The 24768-nt window shown below is 73.1% G+C and carries 19 protein-coding genes; 8 read left to right on the top strand and 11 right to left on the bottom strand.

Annotated elements, in window-relative coordinates:
• The first annotated feature begins 460 nt into the window (after positions 1-460).
• Positions 461-1489 (top strand): isopenicillin N synthase family dioxygenase, encoded by a 1029-nt coding sequence (locus tag ACFVYF_RS10100; RefSeq protein WP_389453701.1) that lies wholly within the window; start codon positions 461-463, stop codon positions 1487-1489.
• A 28-nt stretch (positions 1490-1517) separates the two neighbouring features.
• Here ACFVYF_RS10100 and ACFVYF_RS10095 read toward each other — a convergent pair whose 3' ends face one another.
• Complete coding sequence (locus ACFVYF_RS10095; RefSeq protein ID WP_389453699.1) at positions 1518-2618, bottom strand: citrate synthase 2; 1101 nt, start codon at positions 2616-2618, stop codon at positions 1518-1520.
• 370 nt (positions 2619-2988) lie between these two features.
• Between ACFVYF_RS10095 and pdxH the strand changes: the two genes are divergently transcribed.
• Positions 2989-3750, top strand: a complete 762-nt coding sequence (gene pdxH, locus ACFVYF_RS10090) for a pyridoxamine 5'-phosphate oxidase (protein WP_389453696.1) — start codon at positions 2989-2991, stop codon at positions 3748-3750.
• Here pdxH and ACFVYF_RS10085 read toward each other — a convergent pair.
• From ACFVYF_RS10085 to ACFVYF_RS10040, 10 genes are all read right to left on the bottom strand, one after another.
• Positions 3740-4420, bottom strand: coding sequence for a TetR/AcrR family transcriptional regulator (locus tag ACFVYF_RS10085; RefSeq protein ID WP_389453693.1), 681 nt, complete (start codon positions 4418-4420; stop codon positions 3740-3742). The two genes, pdxH and ACFVYF_RS10085, sit on opposite strands and share 11 nt — an antisense overlap.
• Positions 4408-5142 (bottom strand): enoyl-CoA hydratase family protein, encoded by a 735-nt coding sequence (locus ACFVYF_RS10080; RefSeq protein WP_389453691.1) that lies wholly within the window; start codon positions 5140-5142, stop codon positions 4408-4410. The genes ACFVYF_RS10085 and ACFVYF_RS10080 overlap by 13 nt, the downstream gene beginning before the upstream one ends.
• Positions 5139-6713, bottom strand: a complete 1575-nt coding sequence (locus ACFVYF_RS10075) for a 4-coumarate--CoA ligase family protein (protein WP_389453688.1) — start codon at positions 6711-6713, stop codon at positions 5139-5141. The genes ACFVYF_RS10080 and ACFVYF_RS10075 overlap by 4 nt, the downstream gene beginning before the upstream one ends.
• Positions 6714-6721: 8 nt before the next feature.
• The gene (locus ACFVYF_RS10070; protein WP_389453685.1) at positions 6722-7885 is read right to left on the bottom strand and encodes an acyl-CoA dehydrogenase family protein; all 1164 of its coding nucleotides are present in this window, start codon (positions 7883-7885) and stop codon (positions 6722-6724) included.
• A 46-nt stretch (positions 7886-7931) separates the two neighbouring features.
• Entirely contained in the window at positions 7932-9788 is a 1857-nt protein-coding gene (locus tag ACFVYF_RS10065) for an acetyl/propionyl/methylcrotonyl-CoA carboxylase subunit alpha (protein WP_389453682.1), read from the bottom strand.
• Between the two features lie 18 nt (positions 9789-9806).
• Entirely contained in the window at positions 9807-11411 is a 1605-nt protein-coding gene (locus tag ACFVYF_RS10060) for an acyl-CoA carboxylase subunit beta (protein WP_389453679.1), read from the bottom strand.
• A gap of 34 nt (positions 11412-11445) precedes the next feature.
• Positions 11446-13143, bottom strand: a complete 1698-nt coding sequence (locus ACFVYF_RS10055) for an acyclic terpene utilization AtuA family protein (protein ID WP_389453676.1) — start codon at positions 13141-13143, stop codon at positions 11446-11448.
• Positions 13140-13979 (bottom strand): TIGR03084 family metal-binding protein, encoded by an 840-nt coding sequence (locus tag ACFVYF_RS10050; RefSeq protein WP_389453673.1) that lies wholly within the window; start codon positions 13977-13979, stop codon positions 13140-13142. The genes ACFVYF_RS10055 and ACFVYF_RS10050 overlap by 4 nt, the downstream gene beginning before the upstream one ends.
• A gap of 156 nt (positions 13980-14135) precedes the next feature.
• On the bottom strand, positions 14136-15110 hold the full coding sequence (locus tag ACFVYF_RS10045; protein ID WP_389453671.1) for a DMT family transporter: 975 nt from the start codon (positions 15108-15110) through the stop codon (positions 14136-14138).
• 138 nt (positions 15111-15248) lie between these two features.
• Positions 15249-18353 (bottom strand): FAD-binding and (Fe-S)-binding domain-containing protein, encoded by a 3105-nt coding sequence (locus ACFVYF_RS10040; protein ID WP_389453668.1) that lies wholly within the window; start codon positions 18351-18353, stop codon positions 15249-15251.
• Between the two features lie 230 nt (positions 18354-18583).
• Here ACFVYF_RS10040 and ACFVYF_RS10035 point away from each other — a divergent pair, with 230 nt between their 5' ends.
• From ACFVYF_RS10035 to serC, 6 genes are all read left to right on the top strand, one after another.
• A complete protein-coding gene (locus ACFVYF_RS10035; RefSeq protein ID WP_389453665.1) occupies positions 18584-20746 on the top strand; it encodes an ATP-binding protein in 2163 nt (720 codons plus the stop codon).
• Positions 20743-21150: a roadblock/LC7 domain-containing protein gene (locus tag ACFVYF_RS10030; protein ID WP_389453663.1), complete on the top strand. Its 408-nt coding sequence runs from the start codon at positions 20743-20745 to the stop codon at positions 21148-21150. Before ACFVYF_RS10035 ends, ACFVYF_RS10030 begins: the two co-directional genes overlap by 4 nt.
• Positions 21147-21503, top strand: coding sequence for a DUF742 domain-containing protein (locus tag ACFVYF_RS10025; RefSeq protein WP_389453660.1), 357 nt, complete (start codon positions 21147-21149; stop codon positions 21501-21503). The genes ACFVYF_RS10030 and ACFVYF_RS10025 overlap by 4 nt, the downstream gene beginning before the upstream one ends.
• Before the next feature lie 13 nt (positions 21504-21516).
• Positions 21517-22149 carry an ATP/GTP-binding protein gene (locus ACFVYF_RS10020; RefSeq protein ID WP_389453657.1) on the top strand — a complete coding sequence of 211 codons (633 nt, stop codon included), beginning with the start codon at positions 21517-21519 and terminating at the stop codon, positions 22147-22149.
• Positions 22150-22166: 17 nt separating this feature from the next.
• Positions 22167-23360 carry a cytochrome P450 gene (locus ACFVYF_RS10015; protein ID WP_389453654.1) on the top strand — a complete coding sequence of 398 codons (1194 nt, stop codon included), beginning with the start codon at positions 22167-22169 and terminating at the stop codon, positions 23358-23360.
• Positions 23361-23605: 245 nt separating this feature from the next.
• Positions 23606-24724, top strand: a complete 1119-nt coding sequence (gene serC / locus ACFVYF_RS10010; protein ID WP_389453651.1) for a phosphoserine transaminase — start codon at positions 23606-23608, stop codon at positions 24722-24724.
• Positions 24725-24768: the final 44 nt, after the last annotated feature.

Raw genomic sequence — 24768 nt, 5'->3', positions numbered from 1 at the left:
GACCCGGACAAGCGAGGTGGCTGCGGGCTAGCGGCCCGTCACCACATGCAGTGCGGTGCCGGACCAGCGTGTGAGCGAAGCGCGCAGCCGGCCCCATCCCAAGCAGTCACCCGACCCGCAGACTCGCCGGTACGTCCGGCCGGCTCCTCGCCCCAGGCGAGGGACCCGAGTCTGCGGGTCGTCTGCGTGTGCGGGGGCCTGTGCATGGTGAGCGGGGGCCTGTGCATGGTGAGCGGGGACACATCCTTCTCGGGCGGGCCGCAGTACTCTGGGCGCATGCTTTCGCTCGTACGGCGCCGCCACGTGGACTTCGGCCGCGTCACGAGCATGGGCTGTCGACGGTCCTTCTGACCCCAGCCCCGGTTTTCTCTCTTTCTTCTCCTCGCCCATCCGGCTCCCGCGGCCCCGCCCCACCCTTGGCGGCTGTCCGGGCACCCGTAGACCCCTGCGGACACATCCCATGACGAACATCGCGACGAATCCGTCGTACCAGCAGCTTCCGATCATTGATCTGTCGGCCGCCGACCGCGGTCCTCAGGCGCGTGCGCTGTTGCACGCGCAGTTGCACAGTGCCGCCCATGACGTGGGCTTCTTCCAGCTGGTCGGGCACGGAGTGCGGGACGCGGAGACCGCCGCCCTGCTCGGGGCGATGCGGAGGTTCTTCGCCCTGCCCGAGGCCGACCGGCTGGCCCTCGACAACGTCAACTCACCGCATTTCCGCGGGTATACGCGGACCGGTGACGAGCGTACGGGTGGCAGCCGGGACTGGCGGGACCAGCTGGACATAGGCGCCGAGCGGCCCGCGCGGACACCGGGCCCGGGTGAGCCTGCGTACTGGTGGCTGGAGGGGCCGAACCAGTGGCCCGCCGCGCTGCCCGAGCTGCGGACGGCCGCACTGGCGTGGATCGACCGGCTCAGTGCCGTCGCGGCGCGGCTGCTGCGGGAGCTGCTGGCCGCGATCGGTGCGCCCGCCGACTTCTACGAGCCGGCCTTCGGGGAGCGGGCGCATCCGCAGCTGAAGCTGGTGCGCTATCCGGGGAGTGCGGGGGACGGCGCCGATCAGGGGGTGGGCGCGCACAAGGACTACGGGTTCCTGACGCTGCTGCTCCAGGACGAGGTCGGGGGGCTCCAGGTGCAGCGCGGGGACGGGAACTTCCATGATGTCCCGCCGATCCCGGGGGCCTTCGTGGTCAATCTGGGGGAGCTGCTGGAGGTGGCGACGAACGGGTATCTGGTGGCCACCAATCACCGGGTGGTGAGCCCGCCCGGGGCCACGGAGCGGTTCTCGGTGCCCTTCTTCTACAACCCGCGGCTGGACGCGCGGGTGGAGCCGCTGGTCTTCCCGCACGCGTCCGCGGCGCCCGGGGTGACGACCGATCCGGCGAATCCGCTCTTCGCGGAGTACGGGCGCAACGAGCTGAAGGGCAAGCTGCGGGCGCACCCGCTGGTGGCCGCCCGCCATCACGCGGAGCTGCTCGTTCCCGCGTGATGGCCGGCGGCGTACCGCTGGGCGCCGGTCAGTGCGTGATGCCCTCGTATCCCTCGATCTCCTGGGGGTTGCGGGTGCCGGGGCCGATGTAGCGCGCGGACGGCCGTACGAGCCGTCCGGTGCGCTTCTGCTCCAGGATGTGCGCGGACCAGCCGGCGGTGCGGGCGCAGGTGAACATCGAGGTGAACATGTGGGCCGGGACCTCGGCGAAGTCGAGGACGATGGCGGCCCAGAACTCGACGTTGGTGGCCAGGACCCGGTCCGGGCGGCGGGCGTGGAGTTCGGCGAGGGCGGCCTTCTCCAGGGCTTCGGCGATCTCGAAGCGGGGGGCACCGAGTTCGCGGGCGGTGCGGCGCAGGACGCGGGCGCGGGGGTCCTCGGCGCGGTAGACGCGGTGGCCGAAGCCCATCAGGCGTTCGCCGTTGTCGAGGGCCTGCTTGACGTAGGCCTCGGCGTCCCCGGTGCGTTCGATCTCCTCGATCATGCCGAGGACGCGGGAGGGGGCGCCGCCGTGCAGGGGGCCGGACATGGCGCCGACGGCTCCGGAGAGGGCGGCGGCCACGTCCGCGCCGGTGGAGGCGATGACGCGGGCGGTGAAGGTGGAGGCGTTCATGCCGTGCTCGGCGGCGGAGGTCCAGTAGGCGTCGACGGCCGCGACGTGCTTCGGGTCGGGTTCGCCGCGCCAGCGGATCATGAACCGTTCGACGACGGACTGGGCTTTGTCGATCTCACGCTGCGGGACCATGGGCAGGCCTTGGCCGCGGGCGGACTGGGCGACGTACGACAGGGCCATGACGGCGGCGCGGGCGAGGTCGTAGCGGGCTTCCCGCTCGTCGATGTCGAGGAGCGGTTTGAGGCCCCAGACGGGGGCGAGCATGGCGAGTGCGGACTGAACGTCGACGCGGATGTCGCCGGAGTGGACGGGGATGGGGAACGGTTCGGCGGGCGGCAGGCCGGGGTTGAAGGCGCCGTCGACGAGGAGTCCCCAGACGTTTCCGAAGGAGACGTGACCGACCAGGTCTTCGATGTCGACGCCGCGGTACCGGAGTGCGCCGCCCTCCTTGTCCGGTTCGGCGATCTCCGTCTCGAACGCGACGACTCCCTCAAGTCCGGGTACGAAGTCGGACATCAGGCGGCTCCTCGTGATGTGGGCGACAGATGGTGTGCGGGGGATGGTGGCGACCATGTGCCGGACTGGTGGTGGTGTCCGGTCCGGTTCCACGGTCGTATACGAAGACTCGTGCAGGTCTGCCCGAGTGTCTTCCACGGCTCGCGGTCCGGAGCGGTCACTCCGGTCATGCCCCGTGCGGCTGGCGGTCACCCAACCGGAACGGCAGCAGCACGATATCCCCGAGTGCCACCTTTGGGGAGAGTGCGCGGCACTCAGTGCCACACAGTGACGAAGCGCACGCCGCCGCCGGGCGACACATACGGACGGCACCCCACCCCCGTCGCCGGGCGGCCGCATACGGAAGCCACCCCCGTCCCCACGCGGGCGCATGCGGCAGGATGACGGCGTGAACGACCGCTTCCCGGATGAATCCGCCGCCGAGCCCCTCGTCCAGCGCGCAGCCGAGGCCGCCGGGCCCGCCGCCGAAGAACCCGTCGACGATCCCGCCGCGATGCGCGCGCACTATCGCGCCGAGGGTCTGGACCAGCGGGATCTCGACCCGCACCCGATGGGCCAGTTCGCCCGCTGGTTCCGGCAGGCGGCGCGGGCGGCCGTGCAGGGCATGGTGTACGAGCCGAACGCGATGGTCGTCTCCACGGCGGACGCGGAGGGCCGGCCGAGTTCTCGTACGGTGCTGCTGAAGCAGTACGACGAGCAGGGCTTCGTCTTCTACACGAACTACGAGTCCCGCAAGGCGCTGGAGCTGTCCGGGAATCCGTATGTCTCGCTGCTGTTCCCGTGGCATCCGATGGCCCGCCAGGTGATCGTCTCGGGCACGGCCCGCCGGACCGGGCGGGACGAGACGGCGGCGTACTTCCGTACCCGCCCGCACGGCTCGCAGCTCGGCGCCTGGGCGAGTCTCCAGTCCTCGGTGATCTCCTCGCGTACGGAACTCGAGGCGTCGTACGCGGAGTTGGCGGCCCGCTATCCGGAGGGCGAGCAGGTGCCGGTGCCGCCGAACTGGGGCGGTTTCCGGGTGGCGCCGCAGGCGGTGGAGTTCTGGCAGGGCCGGGAGAACCGGCTGCACGACCGGCTGCGGTACGTGGCCGAGCCGGACGGCGGCTGGCGGCTGGAGCGGCTCAGTCCGTGACGTCGGTGGCGGGCCGCGCCGCCACGGCGGGGCCGAGCGCCATGTCGGGGCCGAGCGCCATGACGGGGCCGAGCGCCGCGTCGAGGAGAGCGGCCCACTGGGCGACGACGCGTTCGCGGCGCCCCGCGTCGTCCGTGAGCAGGTTCGCGAGGCCGAGGCCGCGGGCCATGTCGAGCAGGCCCTGGACGGTTTCCCGGGCGCCGGGGCGGGATTCGTCGGCGGCGAGCAGCTCGACGGCGATGCGGTGGGTCTCGCGGCCGACGCGGGCTTCGAGTTCGGTGACGCGGGGGCGGAGCTGGTCCTCGTTGGAGGCGGCGACCCAGAGGTGCAGGGCCGCGCGGAAGAGGGGGCCGGTGTAGAGGTCGACGAGGGCGGAGACGACGGCGCGACGGTCGGCCGCGCCCTCGGGGAAGAGGGCGCGCAGGGCCGTGGAGCGTTCCTCGGCGACGTACTCGACGGCCGCGGTGAAGAGGTCCTCGCGGGTGGGGAAGTGGTGCTGGGCGGCGCCGCGGGAGACGCCGGCGCGTTCGGCGACCACGGAGACGGTCGAGCCCGCCCAGCCGTGGTCGGCGAGGCAGGCCACGGCGGCTTCCAGGAGCCGTCGGCGGGTGGCCCGGCTGCGGTCCTGTTTCGGGGCGCGGTCGACAGCGGTCGGAGTCACAGCACCCATGGGGGATCCCGTCGTTCGAGGAAGGCCGTCATTCCCTCGCGGGCCTCGGCGGAGGCGAAGAGCCGTGCCGAGAGCGCGGTCAGCGCGGCGGTGTCCCGGTCGAAGGTCTCCAGCACGATAGCCGTGAGCAGCCGTTTCGTCTCGGCCAGGGCCTGGGGTGAGGATCTGCGCAGTCCGTCCAGGAGCGGCGCGAGGGTCTCGTCGACGTCGTCGGAGGCGGCCGTGAGCAGGCCGATGCGGGCGGCTTCGGGGGCGTCGAAGCGTTCGCCGGTGAGGTAGTAGCGGGCGGCGGCCCGCGGGTCGAGGCGGGGCAGCAGGGGCATGGAGATGACGGCGGGGGCGACCCCGATGCGGACCTCGGTGAAGGCGAAGGTGGCTCCGGGGCCCGCGGCGGCGAGGTCGCAGGCGCCGACCAGACCGAGTCCGCCGGCCCGTACGTGGCCGGTGATCCGGGCGAGGACCGGCTTGGGCAGCTCCACGACCTGCCGCAGGAGCGCCACGAACGCGGCGGGGTCGGGCGGCTGGGTGAGGTCCGCGCCGGCGCTGAAGGTATTGCCGGTGTGAGTGAGGACGACGGCGCGTACGACGGGGTCCTTGCCGCACCGGGTGAGGGCGCCCGCGAGGTCCTGGACGAGCGGGGCGGAGAGGGCGTTGCGGTTCTCCGGGGAGTCCAGGGTGAGGGTCGTGACGCCGCGCGCGTGGGTGACGCCGACGAGGGTCATGAGCGCTCCCGCAGGTCGCGCAGTTCCCGGCGCAGGATCTTCCCGGAGGCGGCCCGGGGCACGGCGTCGATGAAGGTCACTCCGCGGACCCTCTTGTACGGGGCGACGCGTTCGGCGACGTGCATCATGACCTCGCTCTCGGAGAGGCCGGCCGCGGCGGGCCGGCGCACCACGTAGGCGTGCGGGACCTCGTTGTTGTCGTCGTTGTAGACGCCGATGACGGCGGCGTCGGCGATGCCGGGGTGGGTGAGCAGCAGCCCTTCGAGTTCGGCGGGCGCGACCTGGAAGCCCTTGTACTTGATGAGTTCCTTGACCCGGTCGACGACGAACAGCCAGCCGTCGGCGTCCACATGGCCGACGTCCCCGGTGTGCAGCCAGCCGTCGGCGTCGATCATCGCGGCGGTGGCGTCGGGCTGTCCGAGGTAGCCCTTCATGACCTGGGGGCCCCGGATGGCGATCTGGCCTGCTTCGCCGACACCCAGCTCCTTGCCGGGGTCGTCGAGGGAGAGGATGCGCATCTGCGTGCCCGCTATGAGCTTGCCGACGGTCCCGGGGGGCGGGTTCTCGGCGTTCAGGGGGACCACGTGCGTGCCGGGCGACAGCTCCGTCATGCCGTACGCCTGGCCGACCGGGGGCAGGCCGAGCCGCTGGGAGCAGGCGGCGGCCAGTGAGGCGTCCAGGGGTGCGGCGGAACAGATGATGTAGCGCAGGGACGACAGGTCGTACTGGGCGACCGCCGGGTGCTTGGCCAGGGCGAGGACGATCGGCGGGGCGACGTACAGGCCGGTGATGCGGTGCTTCTCGATGGCCGCGAGGAAGGTGTCGAGGTCGAAGCGGGGCAGTACGACGACGGTGGCGCCCTGGCGGAGCGGCGCGTTCATCAGGGCCGTGAGCCCGTAGATGTGGAAGAACGGCAGCACGGCGAGGATGCGGTCGCCGGGGCCCATCGGCACGGACGGCGAGAGCTGCGCAAGGTTGGTGGCGATGGACCGGTGGGTGAGCATGACGCCCTTGGGGATGCCGGTCGTGCCCGAGGAGTACGGGAGGGCGGCGATGTCCTCGACGGGGTCGATGCCGACCACCGGCTCGGGCGCGGTCGAGCCGAGCATGTCGATCAGCGAGCGGTGCCCGGGCGCGCTGTCGCAGACGAAGATCTCCTGGACGCCGCCGGCAAGTTCGGCCGCCGCGCTCGCGGCCTTCAGCAGAGGCGACACGGTGACGATCCAGCGGGCGCCGCAGTCGCGCAGCTGTTTGGCGAACTCCTCCGGCGTGGACAGCGGGTGGACGGTGGTGACCGAGGCCCCCGCACGCGTGGCGGCGTAGAAGGCGAGGGCGAAGGCGACGGTGTTCGGGCTGTGCAGGGCGAGTACGTCGCCCTTGCGGACGCCTGTCTCGGCGAACGCGGCGGCGAGCCGGCGGTGGAAGCGGTCCACCTGTTCGTAGGTGAGGGTGGTCCCGTCCACGCCGTCGATGAGCGCGGGGGCGTCACCGCGCTCGGCGGCCCGGCCGAGGACCGCCTCGTGGATGGGGACCTCGACGGCCGGGACGTCGGCGTACTCGCTGCGGAACACGGGTCCTCCTAGTACGACTTGGGCAAACCCAGGGTCTGGTGGGAGACGTAGTTGAGAATCATCTCCCGGCTGACCGGCGCGATACGAGAGACGCGGGACGCCGTGATCAGCGAGGCGAGTCCGAACTCCCGGGTCAGGCCGTTGCCGCCGAGGGTGTGCACGGCCTGGTCGACGGCCCGTACGCAGGCCTCGCCGGCCGCGTACTTGGCCATGTTGGCGGCCTCGCCGGCGCCGACGTCGTCCCCGGAGTCGTACAGGTGGGCCGCCTTCTGCATCATCAGGCGGGCGAGTTCGATGTCGATGTGGGCCTGTGCGAGGGGGTGCGCGATGGCCTGGTGGGAGCCGATGGGCTCCTTCCAGACGGTGCGTTCGCGGGCGTACTCGACGGCCCTGGAGAGCGCGTAGCGGGCCATGCCGAGGGCGAAGGCGGCCGTCATGACGCGTTCGGGGTTGAGTCCGGCGAAGAGCTGGAGCAGTCCCGCGTCCTCGTCGCCGACGAGTGCGTCGGCGGGCAGCCGTACGTCGTCGAGGGTCAGCTCGAACTGCTTCTCCGCGCCGTGGAGTTCCATGTCGATCTGCCGTCGCCCGAAGCCCTCGGCGTCGCGCGGGACGATGAACAGGCAGGGCTTGAGGCGTCCGGTGCGGGCGTCCTCGGTGCGGCCGACGATGAGGGTGGCGTCGGCGATGTCGACGCCGGAGATGAACACCTTGCGGCCGCTGAGCAGCCACCCTCCCCCTTCGTCGCGGCGGGCGGTGGTGGTGATCCGGTGCGAGTTGGAGCCGGCGTCGGGTTCGGTGATGCCGAAGGCCATGGTGCGGCTGCCGTCCGCCAGGGCGGGGAGCCACTCCTGTTTCTGCGCGTCGGTGCCGAAGCGCGCGATCACCGTGCCGCAGATCGCGGGCGATACGACCATCATGAGCAGCGGGCAGCCTGCCGCACCCAACTCCTCCAGAACAATGGAGAGTTCGGCTATACCGCCGCCTCCACCTCCGTACTCCTCCGGCAGGTTGACGCCGAGGTAGCCGAGCTTGGCGGCCTCGGTCCAGAGCTCGTCGGGGTGGCGCCCCTCGGCGATGACCTTGGTGATGTAGTCACGGCCGTAGCGTTTGCCGAGCGCTGCCACGGCTGCTCGGAGGTCCTTGTGCTCTTCGGATTCGATGACCGGGCTCATGGGGTCTCCGTAAGGTGTGGGGTGGCCAGGGACGGCCGGATGTGGCTCATGGGTCCTGCCGCTCAAGGGGCTCGACCACGGCCAGCAGCGCGCCGACCTCGACCTGTTGCCCCGGGGCGGCGTGCAGGGCGGTGAGCGTGCCCGCCGTCGGTGCGGAGATCTTGTGTTCCATCTTCATCGCCTCCAGCCACAGCAGGGGCCGGCCCGCCTCCACCCGGGCCCCCTCGGCCAGCCCTTCGGCGACGCGGACGACCGTCCCGGGCATCGGTGCCAGCAGTGAGCCGGGGGCGCGGTCCGCCACCGGGTCGGGGAACCGGGGCAGAGCGGTGAGGGCGGTGGCGTTCACATACACCTGGTCGGCGTACCGCGTCACCTCGAACTTCCGTCGTACGCCGTCCACTTCGAGTACGACGAGACGGGCGTCGGCGTGCACCACGCGCACCCCGTCGGCGCTGAGGCCGTCGCGGGTGTGCCGGTAGTGGACCTCGTGCTCGGTGCCGTCGATCAGGTAGCGCTTGGACTGCGGCCGGGAGGCGAGGTTGCGCCAGCCGCCGAACCGGGAGCGGCCGTGCGCGTCAGCGAGGGCGGCGGCGAGCGGTGCGTACGGGTCCGGGGCGGGCGTCGTGAGCTCGGCGAGGTGGCGTTCGTAGAACCCGGTGTCCATCCGGGCGCCGGCGAACTCGGGGTGCCGCAGGGACCGTACGAGGAGGTCCCGGTTGGTGACCGGGCCGTGCAGGGCCGCCCGCTCCAGCGCGCCGGCGAGGGCGCGCAGGGCCTCGGCGCGGGTGGGGGCGTGGGCGACGGCCTTGGCGAGCATGGCGTCGTAGTGGACGCCGATGGAGTCGCCGTCGCCGTAGCCGGTGTCCAGGCGGATGCCGTCCGGTACGGCGAGCCGGTGCAGGGTGCCGGTCTGCGGGGTCCAGTCGTGCGCCGGGTCCTCCGCGTAGAGGCGGGCCTCGATGGCGTGCCCCCGCGCGCGGGGCGGGTCGCTGTCGAGGGCCGCGCCCTCGGCGACCTGGATCTGCAGGGCCACCAGATCGATGCCGAACACCGCTTCCGTGACGGGGTGTTCGACCTGGAGGCGGGTGTTCATCTCCAGGAAGTGCGCCCTGCCGTCGGCGACCAGGAACTCGACCGTGCCGGCGCCCACGTAGTCGACCGCGCGGGCGGCGCGTACGGCCAGCTCGCCGATCTCCGCGGCGAGTTCGGGCGCGAGCCCGGGTGCCGGGGCCTCCTCGATGACCTTCTGGTGACGTCGCTGGAGGGAGCAGTCCCGGGTGCCGAGCGCCCAGACGGTGCCGTGCGTGTCGGCCAGGATCTGCACCTCGACATGCCGGCCGCCCTCCACATAGGGCTCGACGAAGACCTCGCCGTCGCCGAAGGCGCTGAGAGCCTCGGCGCGGGCGGCCGTCAACGCGGCGTCGAGCTCGGCGAGTTCGCGCACGATCCGCATTCCGCGTCCGCCGCCGCCGGCCGCCGCCTTGACCAGCACGGGCAGGTCGCCGGCCGTCACCGCGGCCAGGGGTTCGAGCCCCATCAGCTTCTTGGCGCGCGTCTTGGACGCCATCGCCTCGATCGCCTCGGGCGGCGGTCCGATCCAGACGAGGCCCGCGTCGGTCACGGCCCGCGCGAAGCCGGCGTTCTCGGACAGGAAGCCGTAGCCGGGGTGGACGGCGTCCGCACCCGCGTCCAGGGCCGCCTTCACGATGAGTTCGCCGCGCAGATACGTCTCCGCGGGCGCCGCGCCCGGCAGCCGGACGGCCGCGTCGGCCACGCGCGTGTGCAGGGCGTTCTCGTCGGCGTCCGAGTGCACGGCGACGGTACGGATGCCCAGCTCACCGCAGGTCCGGAAGATGCGGCAGGCGATCTCGCCGCGGTTGGCGACGAGCACTGAAGTGATCATGGAGTTCACGAGAATCCCTCACATCCGGAAGACGCCGAAGCCGCCGCGCGCGCCTTCGTAGGGCGCTGTGTGGATCGCGGACAGGCAGAGGCCGAGGACGGTGCGGGTGTCGCGCGGGTCGATGACCCCGTCGTCGTACAGCCGCCCGGACAGGAACATGGGCAGGGACTCCGACTCGATCTGCTGCTCGACCATCGCGCGCAGCGCGGCGTCGGCCTCCTCGTCGTAGGGCTGCCCCTTGGCGGCCGCCGACTGCCGGGCGACGATCGACAGGACGCCGGCGAGCTGCTGCGGGCCCATGACGGCCGACTTGGCGCTGGGCCAGGCGAACAGGAAGCGCGGGTCGTACGCGCGCCCGCACATGCCGTAGTGGCCCGCTCCGTAGGAGGCGCCCATGAGCACGGACAGGTGCGGGACCCGCGAGTTGCTCACCGCGTTGATCATCATCGCGCCGTGCTTGATGATGCCGCCCTGCTCGTACTCCTTGCCGACCATGTAGCCGGTGGTGTTGTGCAGGAAGAGCAGCGGGATGTCGCGCTGGTTGGCGAGCTGGATGAACTGGGCGGCCTTCTGGGACTCGGCGCTGAACAGCACGCCCTGTGCGTTGGCCAGCACCCCGACCGGATAGCCGTGCAGGCTCGCCCAGCCGGTCGTCAGGCTCGTCCCGTACAGCGGCTTGAACTCGTCGAAGTCCGAGCCGTCGACGATGCGGGCGATGACCTCGCGCGGGTCGAAGGGGTGCTTGAGGTCGCCGGGGACGATCCCCAGGAGCTCGTCCTCGTCGTACTTGGGCGGCGCGGCCGGGCCCGGATCGCCGTACGCCTTGCGGTGGTTGAGGCGGGCGACCACCCGCCGGGCCTGCCGGAGGGCGTCCTGCTCGTCGACGGCGAAGTAGTCGGCGAGACCGGACACGCGCGCGTGCATCTCGGCGCCGCCCAGCGACTCGTCGTCGCTCTCCTCGCCGGTGGCCATCTTCACCAGCGGCGGCCCGCCGAGGAAGACCTTCGCCCGCTCCTTGACCATGATCACGTGGTCGGACATGCCGGGGATGTACGCGCCGCCCGCCGTGGAGTTGCCGAAGACGACGGCGACGGTCGGGATCCCGGCGGCGGACAGTCGTGTGATGTCCCGGAAGATCGCGCCCCCGGGGATGAAGATCTCCTTCTGGGACGGCAGATCGGCGCCGCCGGACTCCACGAGGCTGATGCAGGGCAGCCGGTTGGCGAGGGCGATGTCGTTCGCCCGCAGGGCCTTCTTCAGGCTCCAGGGGTTGCTGGCCCCGCCGCGCACGGTCGGATCGTTCGCGGTGATCAGACACTCCACGCCCTCGACGACCCCGATCCCGGTGACCAGCGAGGCGCCCACGGTGTACGCCGGGTCGCTCCCCCAGGCCGCGAGCGGCGACAGCTCCAGGAACGGGGTGTCCGGGTCGAGCAGCAGCTCGATGCGCTCCCGGGCGAGCAGCTTGCCGCGCTTCCGGTGCCGGGCGACGTATTTCTCGCCGCCGCCCGCCAGCGCCTTGGCGTGCTCGGTTTCCAGCTCGGCGAGCCTGCCGAGCATGGCCTCGCGGTTCTCGGTGTAGTCGGAGCCGCGGGTGTTCAGGGCCGAGGCGAGCACGGTCACTTGCGGGCCTCCGGGGGGTGCGGGTGGCGGGCGGTCACAGCAGGGCCTCCGGTATGTCCAGGTGGCGGGAGCGCAGCCATTCGCCGAGGCCCTTGGCCTGCGGGTCGAAGCGGGCCTGCGCGGCGACGCCCTCGCCGAGGATCCCCTCGACGACGAAGTTGAGCGCGCGCAGATTCGGCAGGACATGGCGTACGACGGTCAAGTCGGCGCTCTCCGGCAGGAGTTCGCGGAACTTCTCGACCGTGAGGGTGTGCGCGAGCCAGCGCCAGGCCGCGTCGTCACGCACCCACACGCCCACGTTCGCGTTCCCGCCCTTGTCGCCGCTGCGGGCCCCGGCGACCAGGCCCAGGGGCGCCCGGCGGGACTTCTCCCCGGCCGGCGGCGGCTCGGGCAGCGGCGGCACGTCCGGCGTCTTAAGTACGCGGGTGGCCTCGGGCGGCGCCACGGGGATGCGGCGGCCGTCGTCGAGGACGGCGACATGGTCCACGGCACCCTGGTCGACGTACACGTCCTCGAAGACCCCGTAGGGCGCGCCCTTTCCGGGGGGCGCGAGCACATGGAAGCCGGGGTAGCTCGCCAGCGCCAGTTCGACGGCGGCGCCGCTGAGGGTCCGCCCCACCGCGTTCTGGTCGGGGTCGCGCACGACGAGCCGGAGCAGGGCGCTCGCCGTCTCCTCGCTCGGCGCGTCGGGATGGTCGGTGCGGGCGAGCTCCCACCGCACCTGCGCGGGACGGGACTTGGCGGCGTCCAGCGCGGCTTCCATCTGGTCCTGTACGAGCGCGGCCTTCCGCTCGATGTCGAGCCCGGTCAGCACGAACACGACCTCGTTGCGGAATCCGCCGAGCCGGTTGAGCCCGACCTTGAGGGTCGGCGGCGGGGCCTCCCCGCGTACGCCCTCGATCCGGACCCGGTCGGGGCCGTCCTGGGTGAGCCGGACGCTGTCGAGCCGGGCGGTGACATCGGGCCCCGCGTACCGGGCGCCGCCCGTCTCGTACAGCAGTTGCGCGGTGACCGTGCCGAGGTCCACGACGCCGCCGGTGCCGTCGTGCTTGGTGATGACGCCGGTGCCGTCCTCGTGGAGTTCGACGAGCGGGAAGCCGGGGTGGCGCAGCTGCTGCGGGGGATGCCCGGCGAAGAAGGCGTAGTTGCCGCCGGTCGCCTGTGTGCCGCACTCCAGCACGTGCCCGGCGACGACGGCGCCCGCGAGCCGGTCGTACTCCTCCGGTCCCCAGCCGAAGTGCGCGACCGCGGGCCCGGTGACGAGCGCGGCGTCGGTCACCCGCCCGGTGACCACGATGTCGGCGCCCTCCCGCAGACAGGCGGCGATCCCGCCCCCGCCGAGGTAGGCGTGCGCGGCGAGACTCGTCGGGTGGTGCCGCGTGAGATCGTCTCCCTCGACGTGCGCGACCCGGACCGGGATGCCGAGCCGTCCTGCCAACTCCCTTACGGCGTCGGCAAGTCCGGCGGGATTCAGCCCACCGGCGTTGGCGACGACCCGCACGCCCCGTTCGTGGGCCAGCCCGAGGCACTCCTCCAGCTGCCGCAGAAACGTCGTCGCGTAACCCCGCGCGGGGTCGCGCAGCCGGTCCCTGCCCAGGATGAGCATCGTCAGCTCGGCGAGGTAGTCACCGGTCAGCACGTCCAGCGGCCCACCGGTGAGCATCTCGCGCAACGCGTCGAAACGGTCACCGTAGAACCCGGAGGCGTTCCCGATCCGGAGGGGCCGGGTCATACGCGGGGCTCCTTGGTGGGGGCGGGCCGGCCGCGGGGCGCCTCGACGGGCGCGTTTCCGGCCGGGCGCCCAGCCCCCGGCGGGCCGGCGAACGCCTGCGCGATGTCCAGCCAGCGGTCGGCGTCCGGGCCCTCCGCCCGTACGGCGAGGTCGGCGCGGTGGGCCCGTTGCGTGACCAGCAGACAGAAGTCGAGCGCCGGTCCGGTCACCCGCTGGGCGGCGTCCTCGGGGCCGTACGCCCACAGCTCCCCGGACGGTGCCACGACCTCCACCCGGAACTCCTCCGCCGGCGCGCTCAGCCCCCGTACCCCGAAGGCGAAGTCACGCGCCCGCACCCCGATGCGCACCACATGCCGCAGCCGGTCCGTGGGTGCGCGGACCACACCCAGCGCGTCGGCGACGTCCTGTCCGTGCGCCCAGGTCTCCATCAGGCGCCCGGTGGCCATGGACGCGACCGACATGGGCGGCCCGTACCAGGGGAAGCGGGTCCCGGCGGGCGCCGACCGCAGGGCCCGCTCCAGCGCCGCGCGTCCTTCCCGCCAGGCGGCGAGCAGCCGGTCCGGGGGCAGCCCCGCCCCCGCCTCGGCCGCCTCGTCGACGAACGTGGCGGGTGCCGAGAGCGCCTTCTCCACCTCGGCCGCGAAGGCCTCCGCGTCGGTCACGGCCAGCAGGGCCGACCGGTCCGTCCAGGCGAGATGCGCGATCTGATGGGCCACGGTCCACCCCGCCGCGGGGGTGTCGAGGGCCCAGCGCGGCTCCGGCAACTCCCTTACCAGCCGGTCGAGTTCGGCACTCTCCCGGCACAGGTCGTCAATCACGGACGACGGATCGGACACGACACGCTCCCCTCGGGGCACGACGGTGTGCCCCGGAGCATGCCAGCGGGCGCAGAAACAATCAAGCGTGCTTGCATTTGTTTCTGGCGGCACCAGAAGAAGCGCCCCGGAGGGCGTGCCTGAAGAAGCCCTGCCGACGGGAGGCCCCGCGGGGACCTAGGTGGCGTCGAGCCCCTTGCCCCTGCCCCGGCCCACCTGGGTCCGCACCGCACCCATGCTCGCGGCGATGACCAGGGCGATCGCGAGCGCCTCGGTGACGGAGAGGGCCTGGTCCAGGACGAGGAAGCCGGCGGTGGCGGCCACGGCCGGTTCCAGACTCATCATGATCGCGAACGTGGCGGCGGGCAGCCGGCGCAGCGCGAGCAGTTCGAGGGTGTACGGCAGCACGGACGACAGCACGGCAACCGCGGCACCGAGTCCGATCGTGGCCGGCACCAGCAGCTTCGTACCGGACTCGACGATCCCCAGGGGCAGGAACAGCACCGCCGCGACCACCATGGCGAGGGCGAGCCCGTCGGCCTGCGGGAAGCGGCGCCCCGTACGCGCACTGAAGATGATGTACGCCGCCCACATGGCGCCCGCGGACACGGCGAAGGCGACACCGACGGGGTCGAGGCCGCTGAATCCGCCGCCGCCGAGCAGGAAGACACCGCCGAGGGCGAGGCCCGCCCAGACGAGATTGACCGCGCGGCGGGAGGTGACGACGGAGAGCGCGAGCGGGCCGAGCACTTCGAGGGTGACGGCGGTGCCCAGCGGGATCCGGGCGACCGACTGGTAGAAGAGCCCGTTCATCCCGGCCATCGTGATGCCGAAGACGACGACCGTGCCCCAGTCGGCGCGCGCGTGCCCGCGCAGCTTGGGCCGGCATACGAGCAGCAGCACGATCGCGGCCACGACGAGCCGCAGCGTCACCACGCCGAGCGCCCCGACGCGCGGCATCAGGGTCACCGCGAGGGCCCCGCCGAACTGCACGGAGATCCCTCCCGCGAGGACGAGACCCACGGGCCCGAGGGCGCCCAGCCCCCGGGAGCCGCCCGTGGTCGCGGACTCCGCCGCCGCGGCGAGGGACGGCTCGCTCGCCGACGCGGCCGCGGCGACCGACGGGGACCGGTCAGCACTGGGGAGGTTCACGAGGGGCCGTCCAGGGAGTTCGGGTCGAGTTGGGCTCGCAGCGAGCTGCGTCCAGCGTGCTGTACTTGCGAGTCCAGGGTAATAGACCTACGTCAGGGCTGTGAAGACCTTTTGCAGCTTACGCCGCGGTGCGATGGGTCACCCGGCGTCACCCGCCTCCAGTCCCTCCGCCAGCACCTCCGCCAGGTGCCTGCCGCTGCGGCCGGCGAGCTGGTCCAGTTGCGTACGGCAGGAGAAGCCGTCCGCCAGGAGCACCGCGTCCTCGGGCGCGGACCTCACCGCGGGCAGCAGCTGCTCCTCCGCGCAGGCCGTCGACACCTCGTAGTGCCCCTTCTCGAAGCCGAAGTTGCCGGCCAGGCCGCAGCAGCCGCCGGCGAGGGCGCCGGTGAGGCCCGCCGCCTCGCGCAGCCGGCGGTCCGCCGCGTCGCCCAGGACCGCGTGCTGGTGGCAGTGGGTCTGGCCGACGACCGGGCGGTCGAGGCGCGGCGGGGTCCAGTGCGGGGCATGGCGTTCCAGCGCTTCCGCGAACGTGAGCACGGCGGCCGCCAGCCGTGCCGCGCGCGGGTCGTCGTGGAGCAGTTCCGGGAGATCGGTGCGCAGGGCGGCGGCGCAGCTCGGTTCCAGGACGACGACGGGGAGGCCGGCCTCCAGGGCCGGTTCCATCAGGTCCAGCGTGCGGCGCATGACCGTACGGGCGCGGTCCAGCTGGCCGGTGGAGACATACGTCAGACCGCAGCAGACGCGGCGACGGCGCAGGGACGACAGGAACGGGGACGCGAGGGCGCTCACCTGGAGCGGCCCCCGCGACACCCCGTCGCCGACCGGAGCCGTCGCCGGTCGCACCGTCGGCGGCAGCAGCACCGCCAGGCCCGCCGCCTCCAGCACACGGACGGCCGCCCGCCCCACGGACGGCGAGAGGTACTCGGTGAACGTGTCCGGCCACAGAACGACCGCGTCCCGCCCGGCCCCGGGAAGCTCCTCCCGTGCACCGCGCTCCCCATCCCGCCCGACCTCAGCGGACTCCCCCCGAGAACCACGCTCCCCACCCCGCCCGGCCCCGGAAAACCCCTCCCGCACACCGCGCTCCCCGCCTCGCTCGGCCCCAGGGATCCCCTCCCGAGAGCCTCGCCCCGTGTCCCCTACGACCTCCCCCGCCCGCTCGCGGAACCTCCGCGACCACCAGCGGCTGAACGGCTCGCGGGCCAGCCGGGGCAGCGGTCGCTCGGGCGCGATCCCGCCCAGTCGCCGGGCCACGGCCGCCAACGGCCGTACGGCGGCGAGGGAGTTGATGAGCCCGGCCGAGCGGGTCCGGGCGGCCAGATCCAGCCAGCGCGGCAGCCGGCCCATCGCGTAGTGCGCCGCCGGGCGCGCGCGGCCCGCGTAGTGGTGGTGGAGGAACTCCGCCTTGTACGTGGCCATGTCGACGCCGACCGGGCAGTCCGTCCGGCACCCCTTGCAGGACAGGCACAGGTCGAGCGCGTCCCGGACCTCGGTCGAGCGCCAGCCGTCCGTCACCACCTCGCCCGCGAGCATCTCGTGCAGCAGCCTGGCTCGGCCGCGCGTGGAGTGCTCCTCCTTCCCCGTCGCACGGAACGAGGGGCACATCACCCCGGACCCGGCCGCGGCACCCGGACCCACCGCCTCCGTACGGCACTTGGCGACTCCCACGCAGCGCCGGACCGCCGCCGAGAAGTCCCCGCCGTCCGCCGGATATCCGAACTCCACGTCCACCGGCTCGCGCGGGAGGACCGCGAACCGCAGGTTCTCGTCCAGCGCGTGCGGGCGCACCAGCATCCCGGGGTTGAGCAGGTCGTCCGGGTCCCAGACGGCCTTCGCCCGCTCGAAGAGCCCGACCAGCTCGGCGCCGTACATCTTCGGCAGGAGCTCCGCCCGCGCCTGCCCGTCGCCGTGCTCACCCGAGAGGGAGCCGCCGTGGGCGGCCACCAGCTCCGCCAGCTCCTCGGAGAAACGACGGAAGCGGGCCACCCCGGGGGTCGTCATGAGGTCGAAGTCGATGCGTACGTGGATGCAGCCGTCGCCGAAGTGCCCGTACGGGGTGCCGCGCAGGCCGTGGGCCGTCAACAGGCCCCGGAAGTCCCGCAGATACGCCCCGAGCCGGGCGGGCGGCACCGCGCAGTCCTCCCAGCCGGGCCACGCCTCGCTGCCGTCCGGCATCCTGGTCGCCGTACCGCTCGCGTCCTCGCGGATGCGCCACAGGGCGCGCTGCCCGGCCGGATCCGTGACCACCAGGGAGTCCAGGACGTCGGCGGCGCGCACGACCGCGTCCGCCCGCGCCCGTGCCTCCCCCGCGTCCGCCCCGCCCGTCTCCACGAACAGCCAGGCCCCGCCGCTGGGCAGGCCCGCGTCGGAGCGCACCAGGTCGGCCGCCATCCCCTCCACCGTCAGCGGCCCATGCGGCAGGAGTCCCGCGGCCGCCTCCGCCGCCGCGCTCTCGTCCGCGTACGCCAGCACGGCCAGCGCACGCGCGCGGGGGGCCTCGACCAGGCGCACCACGGCCTGCGTCAGCACCCCCAGCGTGCCCTCGGAGCCGCAGAAGGAGCGGGCGACATCCGCGCCGTTCTCGGGGAGCAGGGCGTCCAGCGCGTATCCGGAGATACGGCGGGGGAGGTCGGGGAAGCCCGTGCGCAGCCGCGCCAACTCGCCGTCCACCAGCGGGCGCAGGCCCTCGGGGGCGCCGGCCCAGTCCTGGCCGAGGCGCAGCGCGGCGCCGCGGGAGGTGACCACCGACAGCTCCCGCACGCTGTCCGCCGTCGTGCCCCAGGCGACCGAGTGCGAGCCGCACGAGTTGTTCCCGATCATGCCGCCGAGGGTGCAGCGGCCGTGCGTGGAGGGGTCCGGGCCGAAACGCAGCCCGTGCGGGGCGGCCGCCTCCTGGAGGCGGTCGAGGACAAGGCCCGGCTGGACCACGGCCGTTCGCGTGCCCGGATCCAGCGACAGCAGCCGGTTCATGTGACGGGTGAAGTCCAGGACCACGCCCGTGCCCGTCGCCTGCCCGGCGATCGACGTGCCCCCGCCGCGCGGCACGACCGGCACCCCGCGCTCCCGGCACACCGACAGGGCGGCCGCCACGTCGTCCGCGTCGCGCGGGGAGACGACACCGAGTGGGACGCGCCGGTAGTTGGACGCGTCCATCGTGTGCAGCGCCCGCGCCGTCACGTCGAACGCGACCTCGCCGCGGACGGCCCTGACCAGTGCGGCTCGAAGCTCCCCGGGATCTGTCATGTCTCCAGGATGCATCCCGTCACTGACAGTGACCCGGCGGCACGCTTCCGGTGAGCGCCCGGAGGGGCCGTCCGGAACCGGCCGGATTCCGCGGCCAGAAGCCGAACCTGCCCAATTCGATCACCAACTCTCATATAGTGACGGCTTGTTGGGCATCAGGCGTCGCTCCACGCGCAGAAACAGGAATCTCGCCCAGAACACGACCGAGGCCCCCACCGAGGACACGATTCATGACCGCGCCCCTCCCCCCAGGCGAACGGCCCACGTTCCGCACGGTCGCCCCCGCCCCTCTGCTCACCGCCGCGCTCTGCGCCGTCGCGGTCCTCGGCGTGGTCTTCCGCGCGCCGGACTCGGCGCGCGTGCCCCTCGCCTGGGGTGCCGGTGCCGGTGCGGTCCTGCTGTGCGCGGCCGTCACGGTGGCGGCCCGCGCCACGCAGCGGTCGAAGCTGGCCCGCCGTCGCCTCGACACGGTGACCGCGGACGCCGCCCGGCTGCTGCGGGAACGGGCCCTGCTGGCCGAGGAGTTCGCGCAGGAACGCGCGCGCCTGACGGGCGAGCTCGCACAGGAACGCGCGCGTCTGACGAGCGAGCTCGCGCAGGAGCGTGCGCGGCACGCCGAGGAGGCCGCCCGCGAACGGGTCAGGCTCACCGAGGAGTTCGTACGCGAACGGGCCCTTCTCACCGAGGAGTTCACCCAGGAGCGGATGCGTTTCACGGACGACCGGGGCCGCCTCGCCGAGGAGAACGCCCGGCTGGCCGAACGGGCCCGGCAGGCCGCGAACGCCCGGGACGCCGCCGTCGCGGCCACCGCCAACGCGGCCGGCCGGATGCAGGCGCTGGCCACCGGCATGCTCGCCGACCTGCGCGCGATGGAGGAACGGCACTCCGACGAGGAGGTCCTCGCCGACCTCCTCCACCTCGATCACCGCACCGCGCAGGCGGGCCGGCTCGCCGACTCCGTCGCCGTCCTCGCGGGCGCCCGCACGGGCCGCCGCTGGGCCCGCCCGATCGTCATGGAGTCGATCCTGCGCGGCGCGATGGGCCGCATCAGCGGCTACCAGCGCGTCCGCGTCCACTCCGCCAGCGAGGCCGCCGTCTCCGGCCACGCCGCCGAGGGCGTCATGCACGCGCTCGCCGAACTCCTCGACAACGCGGCGAACTTCTCCCCGCCGACCGCCGAAGTGCACGTGTACGTCGAGCAGGTGCCGGCCGGTGTCATCGTCTCCGTCGAGGACAGCGGCCTGGTCATGGGCGACGTACAGCTGCGCCGCGCGGAGCGGGCCGTGTCCGGCGACACCGGCGAGCTCGGCGGCCTCACGGGCACCCGGCTCGGCCTCGCGGTGGTCGGCCGGCTGGCCCGCAAGCACGGTCTGACGGTGTCGTTCCGGCCGTCCGCGCGCGGCGGTACGGGTGTTCTGGTGCTCATCCCCCAGGCCCTCCTCGCGATACCGGCGACCCCGCCGTCCGGGTCCACGGCTCCCCTCCCGGTGCCCGCCGAGCCCACGGCCCCCCTGCCCGCGCTGCCCGAGCCCACCGCTCCCCTGCCCTGGCCCGCCGAGCCCACCGCGCCCCAGCCGAGCACCCTGCCCGCGCCCGCCACCGCCGAGGACGGCGAGGACGCCGACGTACGGCCCCGCGCGTCGTACGCCGCCGGCCGCGCCATTGCCGACCTCGACCCGGACCCGGTCCCGACCCACGAGTCGCCCACCCGGTCCGACACCGACACCAGCACCGACACCGATCCGGACACCGACGGCGCGAGCGACACCTGCATCGACACCGGCACCGGCACCGGCACCGACTACGACCCGGACTCCACCGGCGGCCTGCCCAAGCGGCACCGGGGCCGCACCCTCGCCGCGGCCGAGCGCGGGCTCGCCCAGGCGGCGAACACCGCGGACACGGCGGGCACGGCGGGCACGGCGGGACGGACCGACGGCGACTCCACCGACGCCAACGCCGACGCCGACGCCGACGGGAACCGGGACGGGTACGGGGACCGGTACGGGTACGGCGCCAGGACCCGGGCCGCCCGCTTCAGCAGCTTCCGGCAGGCCGTACGCGGTTCGGCGCACGACCCGGCCGCCGCGCGGGACGACGCGACCGGGAGCCGCTTCGCCGGCGGCACCCCCGAGGGGAACGCGACCCCCGCGAGCGCCCCCGCGGCGCCGGAGCGCGCCCCCATGTGGACCGCGCCCCAGGAGGCCACGCGCGCCACGGCGACCGGCTCCCAGCCGGCGATGGGCGCCCCGTACGAGAGGGGCGCCGCAGCCCCCGTACCCCAGGAAGCGACGCGCACCGCGCAGACCGGCCCCCAGCCAACCTCCCCCTCCTCCCCCTCCTCCCTCTCCTCGCACCCCTCCTCGCATCCGGAAGGCGACACCACCCCATGACCGGCATCACGACCGCCGACGCGAAGCTCGCCTGGCTCATCAAGGGCCTGCTGGAGCGCACCCCGGGCGCGCGGCACGCGCTCGTGCTCTCCCGTGACGGGCTGAAGCTGTGCCGTACGCCGGAGCTCTCCGTCGACCAGGCCGATCAGCTCGCCGCGATCGCCGCCGGCATCCAGTCGCTGTCCTACGGGGCGTCCATGGAGTTCGGCGACGGCAGCGGGGGTGTGCGCTCGGCCATGGCCGAGTTCTACGGCGGGGTGCTGTTCATCGTGGAGGCGGGCGAGGGCGCGCATCTGGCCGTGATCGCGGCCGAGGACGCCGACGCGGGCCTGGTCGGGCACCACATGAGTGAGCTGGTCGAGCAGCTGGGCGAACACCTGCGCGCGGAACCGCGTACGTCATGAGCCGGCCGGGCAGGGACGACGCGCCCGACCGGCTCTACACCCTCACGGGAGGGCGCAGCCGGTCCGGGCCCGACACCCCGTTCGACCTGGTGACGCTGGTGGTCGCCGAGTGCGGTCCGGTACCGGGGATGCAGTCGGAGCACGCGGCGATCCTGCGGCTGGCCGAGCGGCCCACGGCGGTCGTGGAGATCTCGGCCGAGCTGCGGCTGCCGGTGACCATCACCCGGATCCTGCTCTCCGACCTCCTCGCCGCGGGCCGGGTCAGCGCCCGCCACCCCCGCAGGGCCGTTCCCTCCGGTCCGCCCGATCCCGACATCCTGGAGCAGGTGCTCGTTGGACTCCGCAACCTCTGACGCGAGGACCCCGTTGGGGGCCACCGCCGACAACGGCCTGAAGGTCGTGATCGTCGGCGGCTTCGGCGTCGGCAAGACGACCCTGGTCCGCTCCGTGAGCGAGATACGTCCCCTCAGCACCGAGGAGACGATCAGCCGGGCCGGCGAGGCCGTCGACGGCCTCAGCGAGGTCCGCGGCAAGACCGCGACCACCGTCGCCTTCGACTTCGGCCGGATCACCCTCGACGCCCGCAATGTGCTGTACCTCTTCGGCGCGCCCGGCCAGGAGCGCTTCGGGTTCCTGTGGGACCGGCTGTTCTCCGGGACGCTCGGCGCGGTCGTCCTGGTCGACACCCGCCGGATCGGCGACTCCTGGTACGCCATCGACCGCCTGGAGCACCACGGCACACCGTTCATCGTCGCCTGCAACGACTTCGGCGGCCCGGCCCACACCCCGCACCGGGTCCGCGAAGCCCTGGACCTCGACCCGGGCATCCCCCTGCTCGACTGCGACGCCCGCTCCCGCGAGTCCGGCAAGCGCGTACTGATCACCCTCGTCGAACACCTCCAGACCCTGTACGCAGTCCAGCCGGCCGGCGTCCCGACGCCCACCTCCACCGGTGTCGCCGCCGAAAACGCCTTCCGCTCCCCGGAGTTGGCCCGGTGACGCCGGAGCCCGCACCCGTGCCCCTGAGCGGGTCCAGGTTCCGGACCGAACCCGCCACGCTGTACCGGGAGTTGCGACGCGAGCACGGTGCCGTGGCGCCGGTCGTGCTCGACGGCGACGTACCGGCCTGGCTGGTGCTCGGCTACCGCGAGCTGCACCAAGTCACCGGCGACCCCGTGCTGTTCAGCCGGGACTCCGGCCTGTGGAACCAGTGGCACCGCATCCCCGGCGACTGGCCGCTGCTGCCGATGATCGGACGCAGACAGCCGTCGGTCCTCCACACGGTCGGCGCACGCCACCGTGAGCGCGCCGCGATGATCGGCAACGCGCTCGGAGCCACCGACCCCCACGAACTGCGCGCCCAGGCCGAGAAGTTCGCCGACGAGCTGATCGACGCGATCTGCGCCAAGGGCGAGACGGACATCGTCACGGAGTACGCGGCCCTGCTGCCGGTCCGCGTCCTGGCACGGCTGTACGGCTTCTCCGACGAACAGGGCCCGGGGCTGGTCACCGCCCTCAACGGCATGGTCAACGGGCGGGAGGGCGCGCCGGCCGGCCGGCAGCACCTCGCGTCCTGCACGGCGCGGCTGGTGGCCGAGCGGAAGGCCGCGCCCGCGCACGACGTCGCGTCGCGCATGCTCGCCGATCCCGCCGGCTTCACCGACGAGGAGATCGCCCACGACCTGATGGTCATGATGGTCGCGGGCCACCAGCCGACCGCGGACTGGATCGGGAACTCGCTGCGGCTGATGCTGACCGACGAACGGTTCGCGGCATCGCTGTTCGGCGGCCGGCACAGTGTCGCCGAGGCGATGAACGAGGTCCTGTGGGAGGACACCCCCCTCCAGAACGTGGCCGGTCGCTGGGCCTCCCGCGACACCCAGCTCGGTGGCCGTCACATCCGCTCCGGCGAGCTGCTGCTCCTCGGTCTCCAGGGCGCCAACTCCGACCCGCAGGTCCGCACCGACGGGTCCGCCTTCACCGGTGGGAACAGGGCCCACTTCTCCTTCGGGCACGGGGCGCACCGGTGTCCGTTCCCCGCGCAGGAGGTGGCGGAGGTCATCGCGCGCACCGGTATCGAGGTCGTGCTGGACCGGCTCCCGGACATCGACCTCGCCGTCCCGGCCGGGTCGCTCGCCCGCCGCCCCTCACCCTGGCTGCCCGGCCTCACGGAACTCCCCGTGCGCTTCACTCCTGTGCCGGCCCTGTAGGACCCAGGCCTTTCCTCGCCCCCGCCGCCCCTACCCGTCCCGTACCTGGGGGCTCCGCCCCCAGACCCCCGTATCGCGCTGATGCGCTCGTCCTCAATCGCCGGACGGGCTGAAACCAGCCCCTCCGGCGTTCGAGGAGCGGGGGTCCGGGGGCTGGTCCCCGGTATGGGACCCGTAGCGCCCCGCGCGTCTCAGCCGACGGACGACGTTTCACCCACGTTTCCGGAAACGGTTAGGCTCCCGTCGTGGCTGAGATCCGGATTCCCGCTGACATCAAGCCCGCCGACGGACGTTTCGGCGCGGGCCCCTCCAAGGTGCGGACGGAAGCGCTGGACGCGCTGGCCGCCACCGGCAGTTCCCTCCTCGGTACCTCTCACCGCCAGGCCCCCGTCAAGAACCTGGTCGGCAAGGTGCGCGAAGGCGTGCGCGAGCTGTTCTCGCTGCCCGACGGCTATGAGGTCGTCCTCGGCAACGGCGGCTCCACCGCGTTCTGGGACATCGCGACCCACGGCCTGATCGAGAACAAGTCCCAGCACCTGAGCTTCGGCGAGTTCTCGTCGAAGTTCGCGAAGGCCTCGAAGCTCGCTCCCTGGCTGGCCGAGCCGACCGTGATCACCAGCGACCCCGGCACGCACCCGGAGCCGGCCGCCGAGGCGGGCGTGGACGTGTACGCGTTCACCCACAACGAGACCTCCACCGGCGTCGCCGCCCCCATCAAGCGGGTCGCGGGCGCCGACGAGGGCTCCCTGGTCCTCGTGGACGCGACGAGTGGCGCCGGCGGCCTCCCGGTCGACATCGCCGAGACCGACGTCTACTACTTCGCCCCGCAGAAGTCCTTCGCCTCCGACGGCGGCCTGTGGATCGGCGTCTTCTCCCCGGCCGCGATCGAGCGCGCCGAGCGCATCCACGCGAGCGGGCGCCACGTACCGGAGTTCTTCAGCCTGCCGACGGCGATCGACAACTCCCGCAAGAACCAGACGTACAACACCCCCGCCCTCGCGACCCTCTTCCTGCTCAACGAGCAGCTGGAGTGGATCAACGGCCAGGGCGGTCTGGACTGGTCGGTGCGCCGCACCGCCACCTCCGCGCGCACGCTGTACGGCTGGGCCGAGGACGTGAAGTACGCGACCCCGTTCGTCACCGACCCGGCCAAGCGCTCGCAGGTCATCGGCACGATCGACTTCGCCGACGAGATCGACGCCGCGGCCGTCGCCAAGGCCCTGCGTGCCAATGGCATCGTCGACACCGAGCCCTACCGCAAGCTCGGCCGCAACCAGCTCCGTGTCGCGATGTTCCCGGCGATCGACCCGGCGGACGTCGAGGCGCTGACGAACTGCATCGACTACGTGATCGACAAGCTCTGACGCTCGTACGGCAACGGGGGCCCCGGCACTGGAGAGTGCCGGGG

Source organism: Streptomyces sp. NPDC058274 (assembly GCF_042881375.1).
Classification (GTDB): domain Bacteria; phylum Actinomycetota; class Actinomycetes; order Streptomycetales; family Streptomycetaceae; genus Streptomyces.
Note: the sequence above shows the minus strand (reverse complement) of the source record. Positions and strands in the feature narration are given on the sequence as shown.

What these genes read in the sequence shown, in the direction of transcription:
- ACFVYF_RS10030 (WP_389453663.1), top strand. Translation starts at nt 20,743, where the DNA reads ATGACCGGCATCACGACCGCCGACGCGAAGCTCGCCTGGCTCATCAAG.
- ACFVYF_RS10025 (WP_389453660.1), top strand. Translation starts at nt 21,147, where the DNA reads ATGAGCCGGCCGGGCAGGGACGACGCGCCCGACCGGCTCTACACCCTC.
- ACFVYF_RS10080 (WP_389453691.1), bottom strand. Translation starts at nt 5,142, where the DNA reads ATGACCCTCGTCGGCGTCACCCACGCGCGCGGCGTCACGACCCTCACC.
- pdxH (WP_389453696.1), top strand. Translation starts at nt 2,989, where the DNA reads ATGCGGCAGGATGACGGCGTGAACGACCGCTTCCCGGATGAATCCGCC.
- ACFVYF_RS10040 (WP_389453668.1), bottom strand. Translation starts at nt 18,353, where the DNA reads ATGACAGATCCCGGGGAGCTTCGAGCCGCACTGGTCAGGGCCGTCCGC.
- ACFVYF_RS10065 (WP_389453682.1), bottom strand. Translation starts at nt 9,788, where the DNA reads ATGATCACTTCAGTGCTCGTCGCCAACCGCGGCGAGATCGCCTGCCGC.
- ACFVYF_RS10085 (WP_389453693.1), bottom strand. Translation starts at nt 4,420, where the DNA reads ATGGGTGCTGTGACTCCGACCGCTGTCGACCGCGCCCCGAAACAGGAC.
- ACFVYF_RS10070 (WP_389453685.1), bottom strand. Translation starts at nt 7,885, where the DNA reads ATGAGCCCGGTCATCGAATCCGAAGAGCACAAGGACCTCCGAGCAGCC.
- ACFVYF_RS10100 (WP_389453701.1), top strand. Translation starts at nt 461, where the DNA reads ATGACGAACATCGCGACGAATCCGTCGTACCAGCAGCTTCCGATCATT.
- ACFVYF_RS10055 (WP_389453676.1), bottom strand. Translation starts at nt 13,143, where the DNA reads ATGACCCGGCCCCTCCGGATCGGGAACGCCTCCGGGTTCTACGGTGAC.
- ACFVYF_RS10095 (WP_389453699.1), bottom strand. Translation starts at nt 2,618, where the DNA reads ATGTCCGACTTCGTACCCGGACTTGAGGGAGTCGTCGCGTTCGAGACG.
- ACFVYF_RS10035 (WP_389453665.1), top strand. Translation starts at nt 18,584, where the DNA reads ATGACCGCGCCCCTCCCCCCAGGCGAACGGCCCACGTTCCGCACGGTC.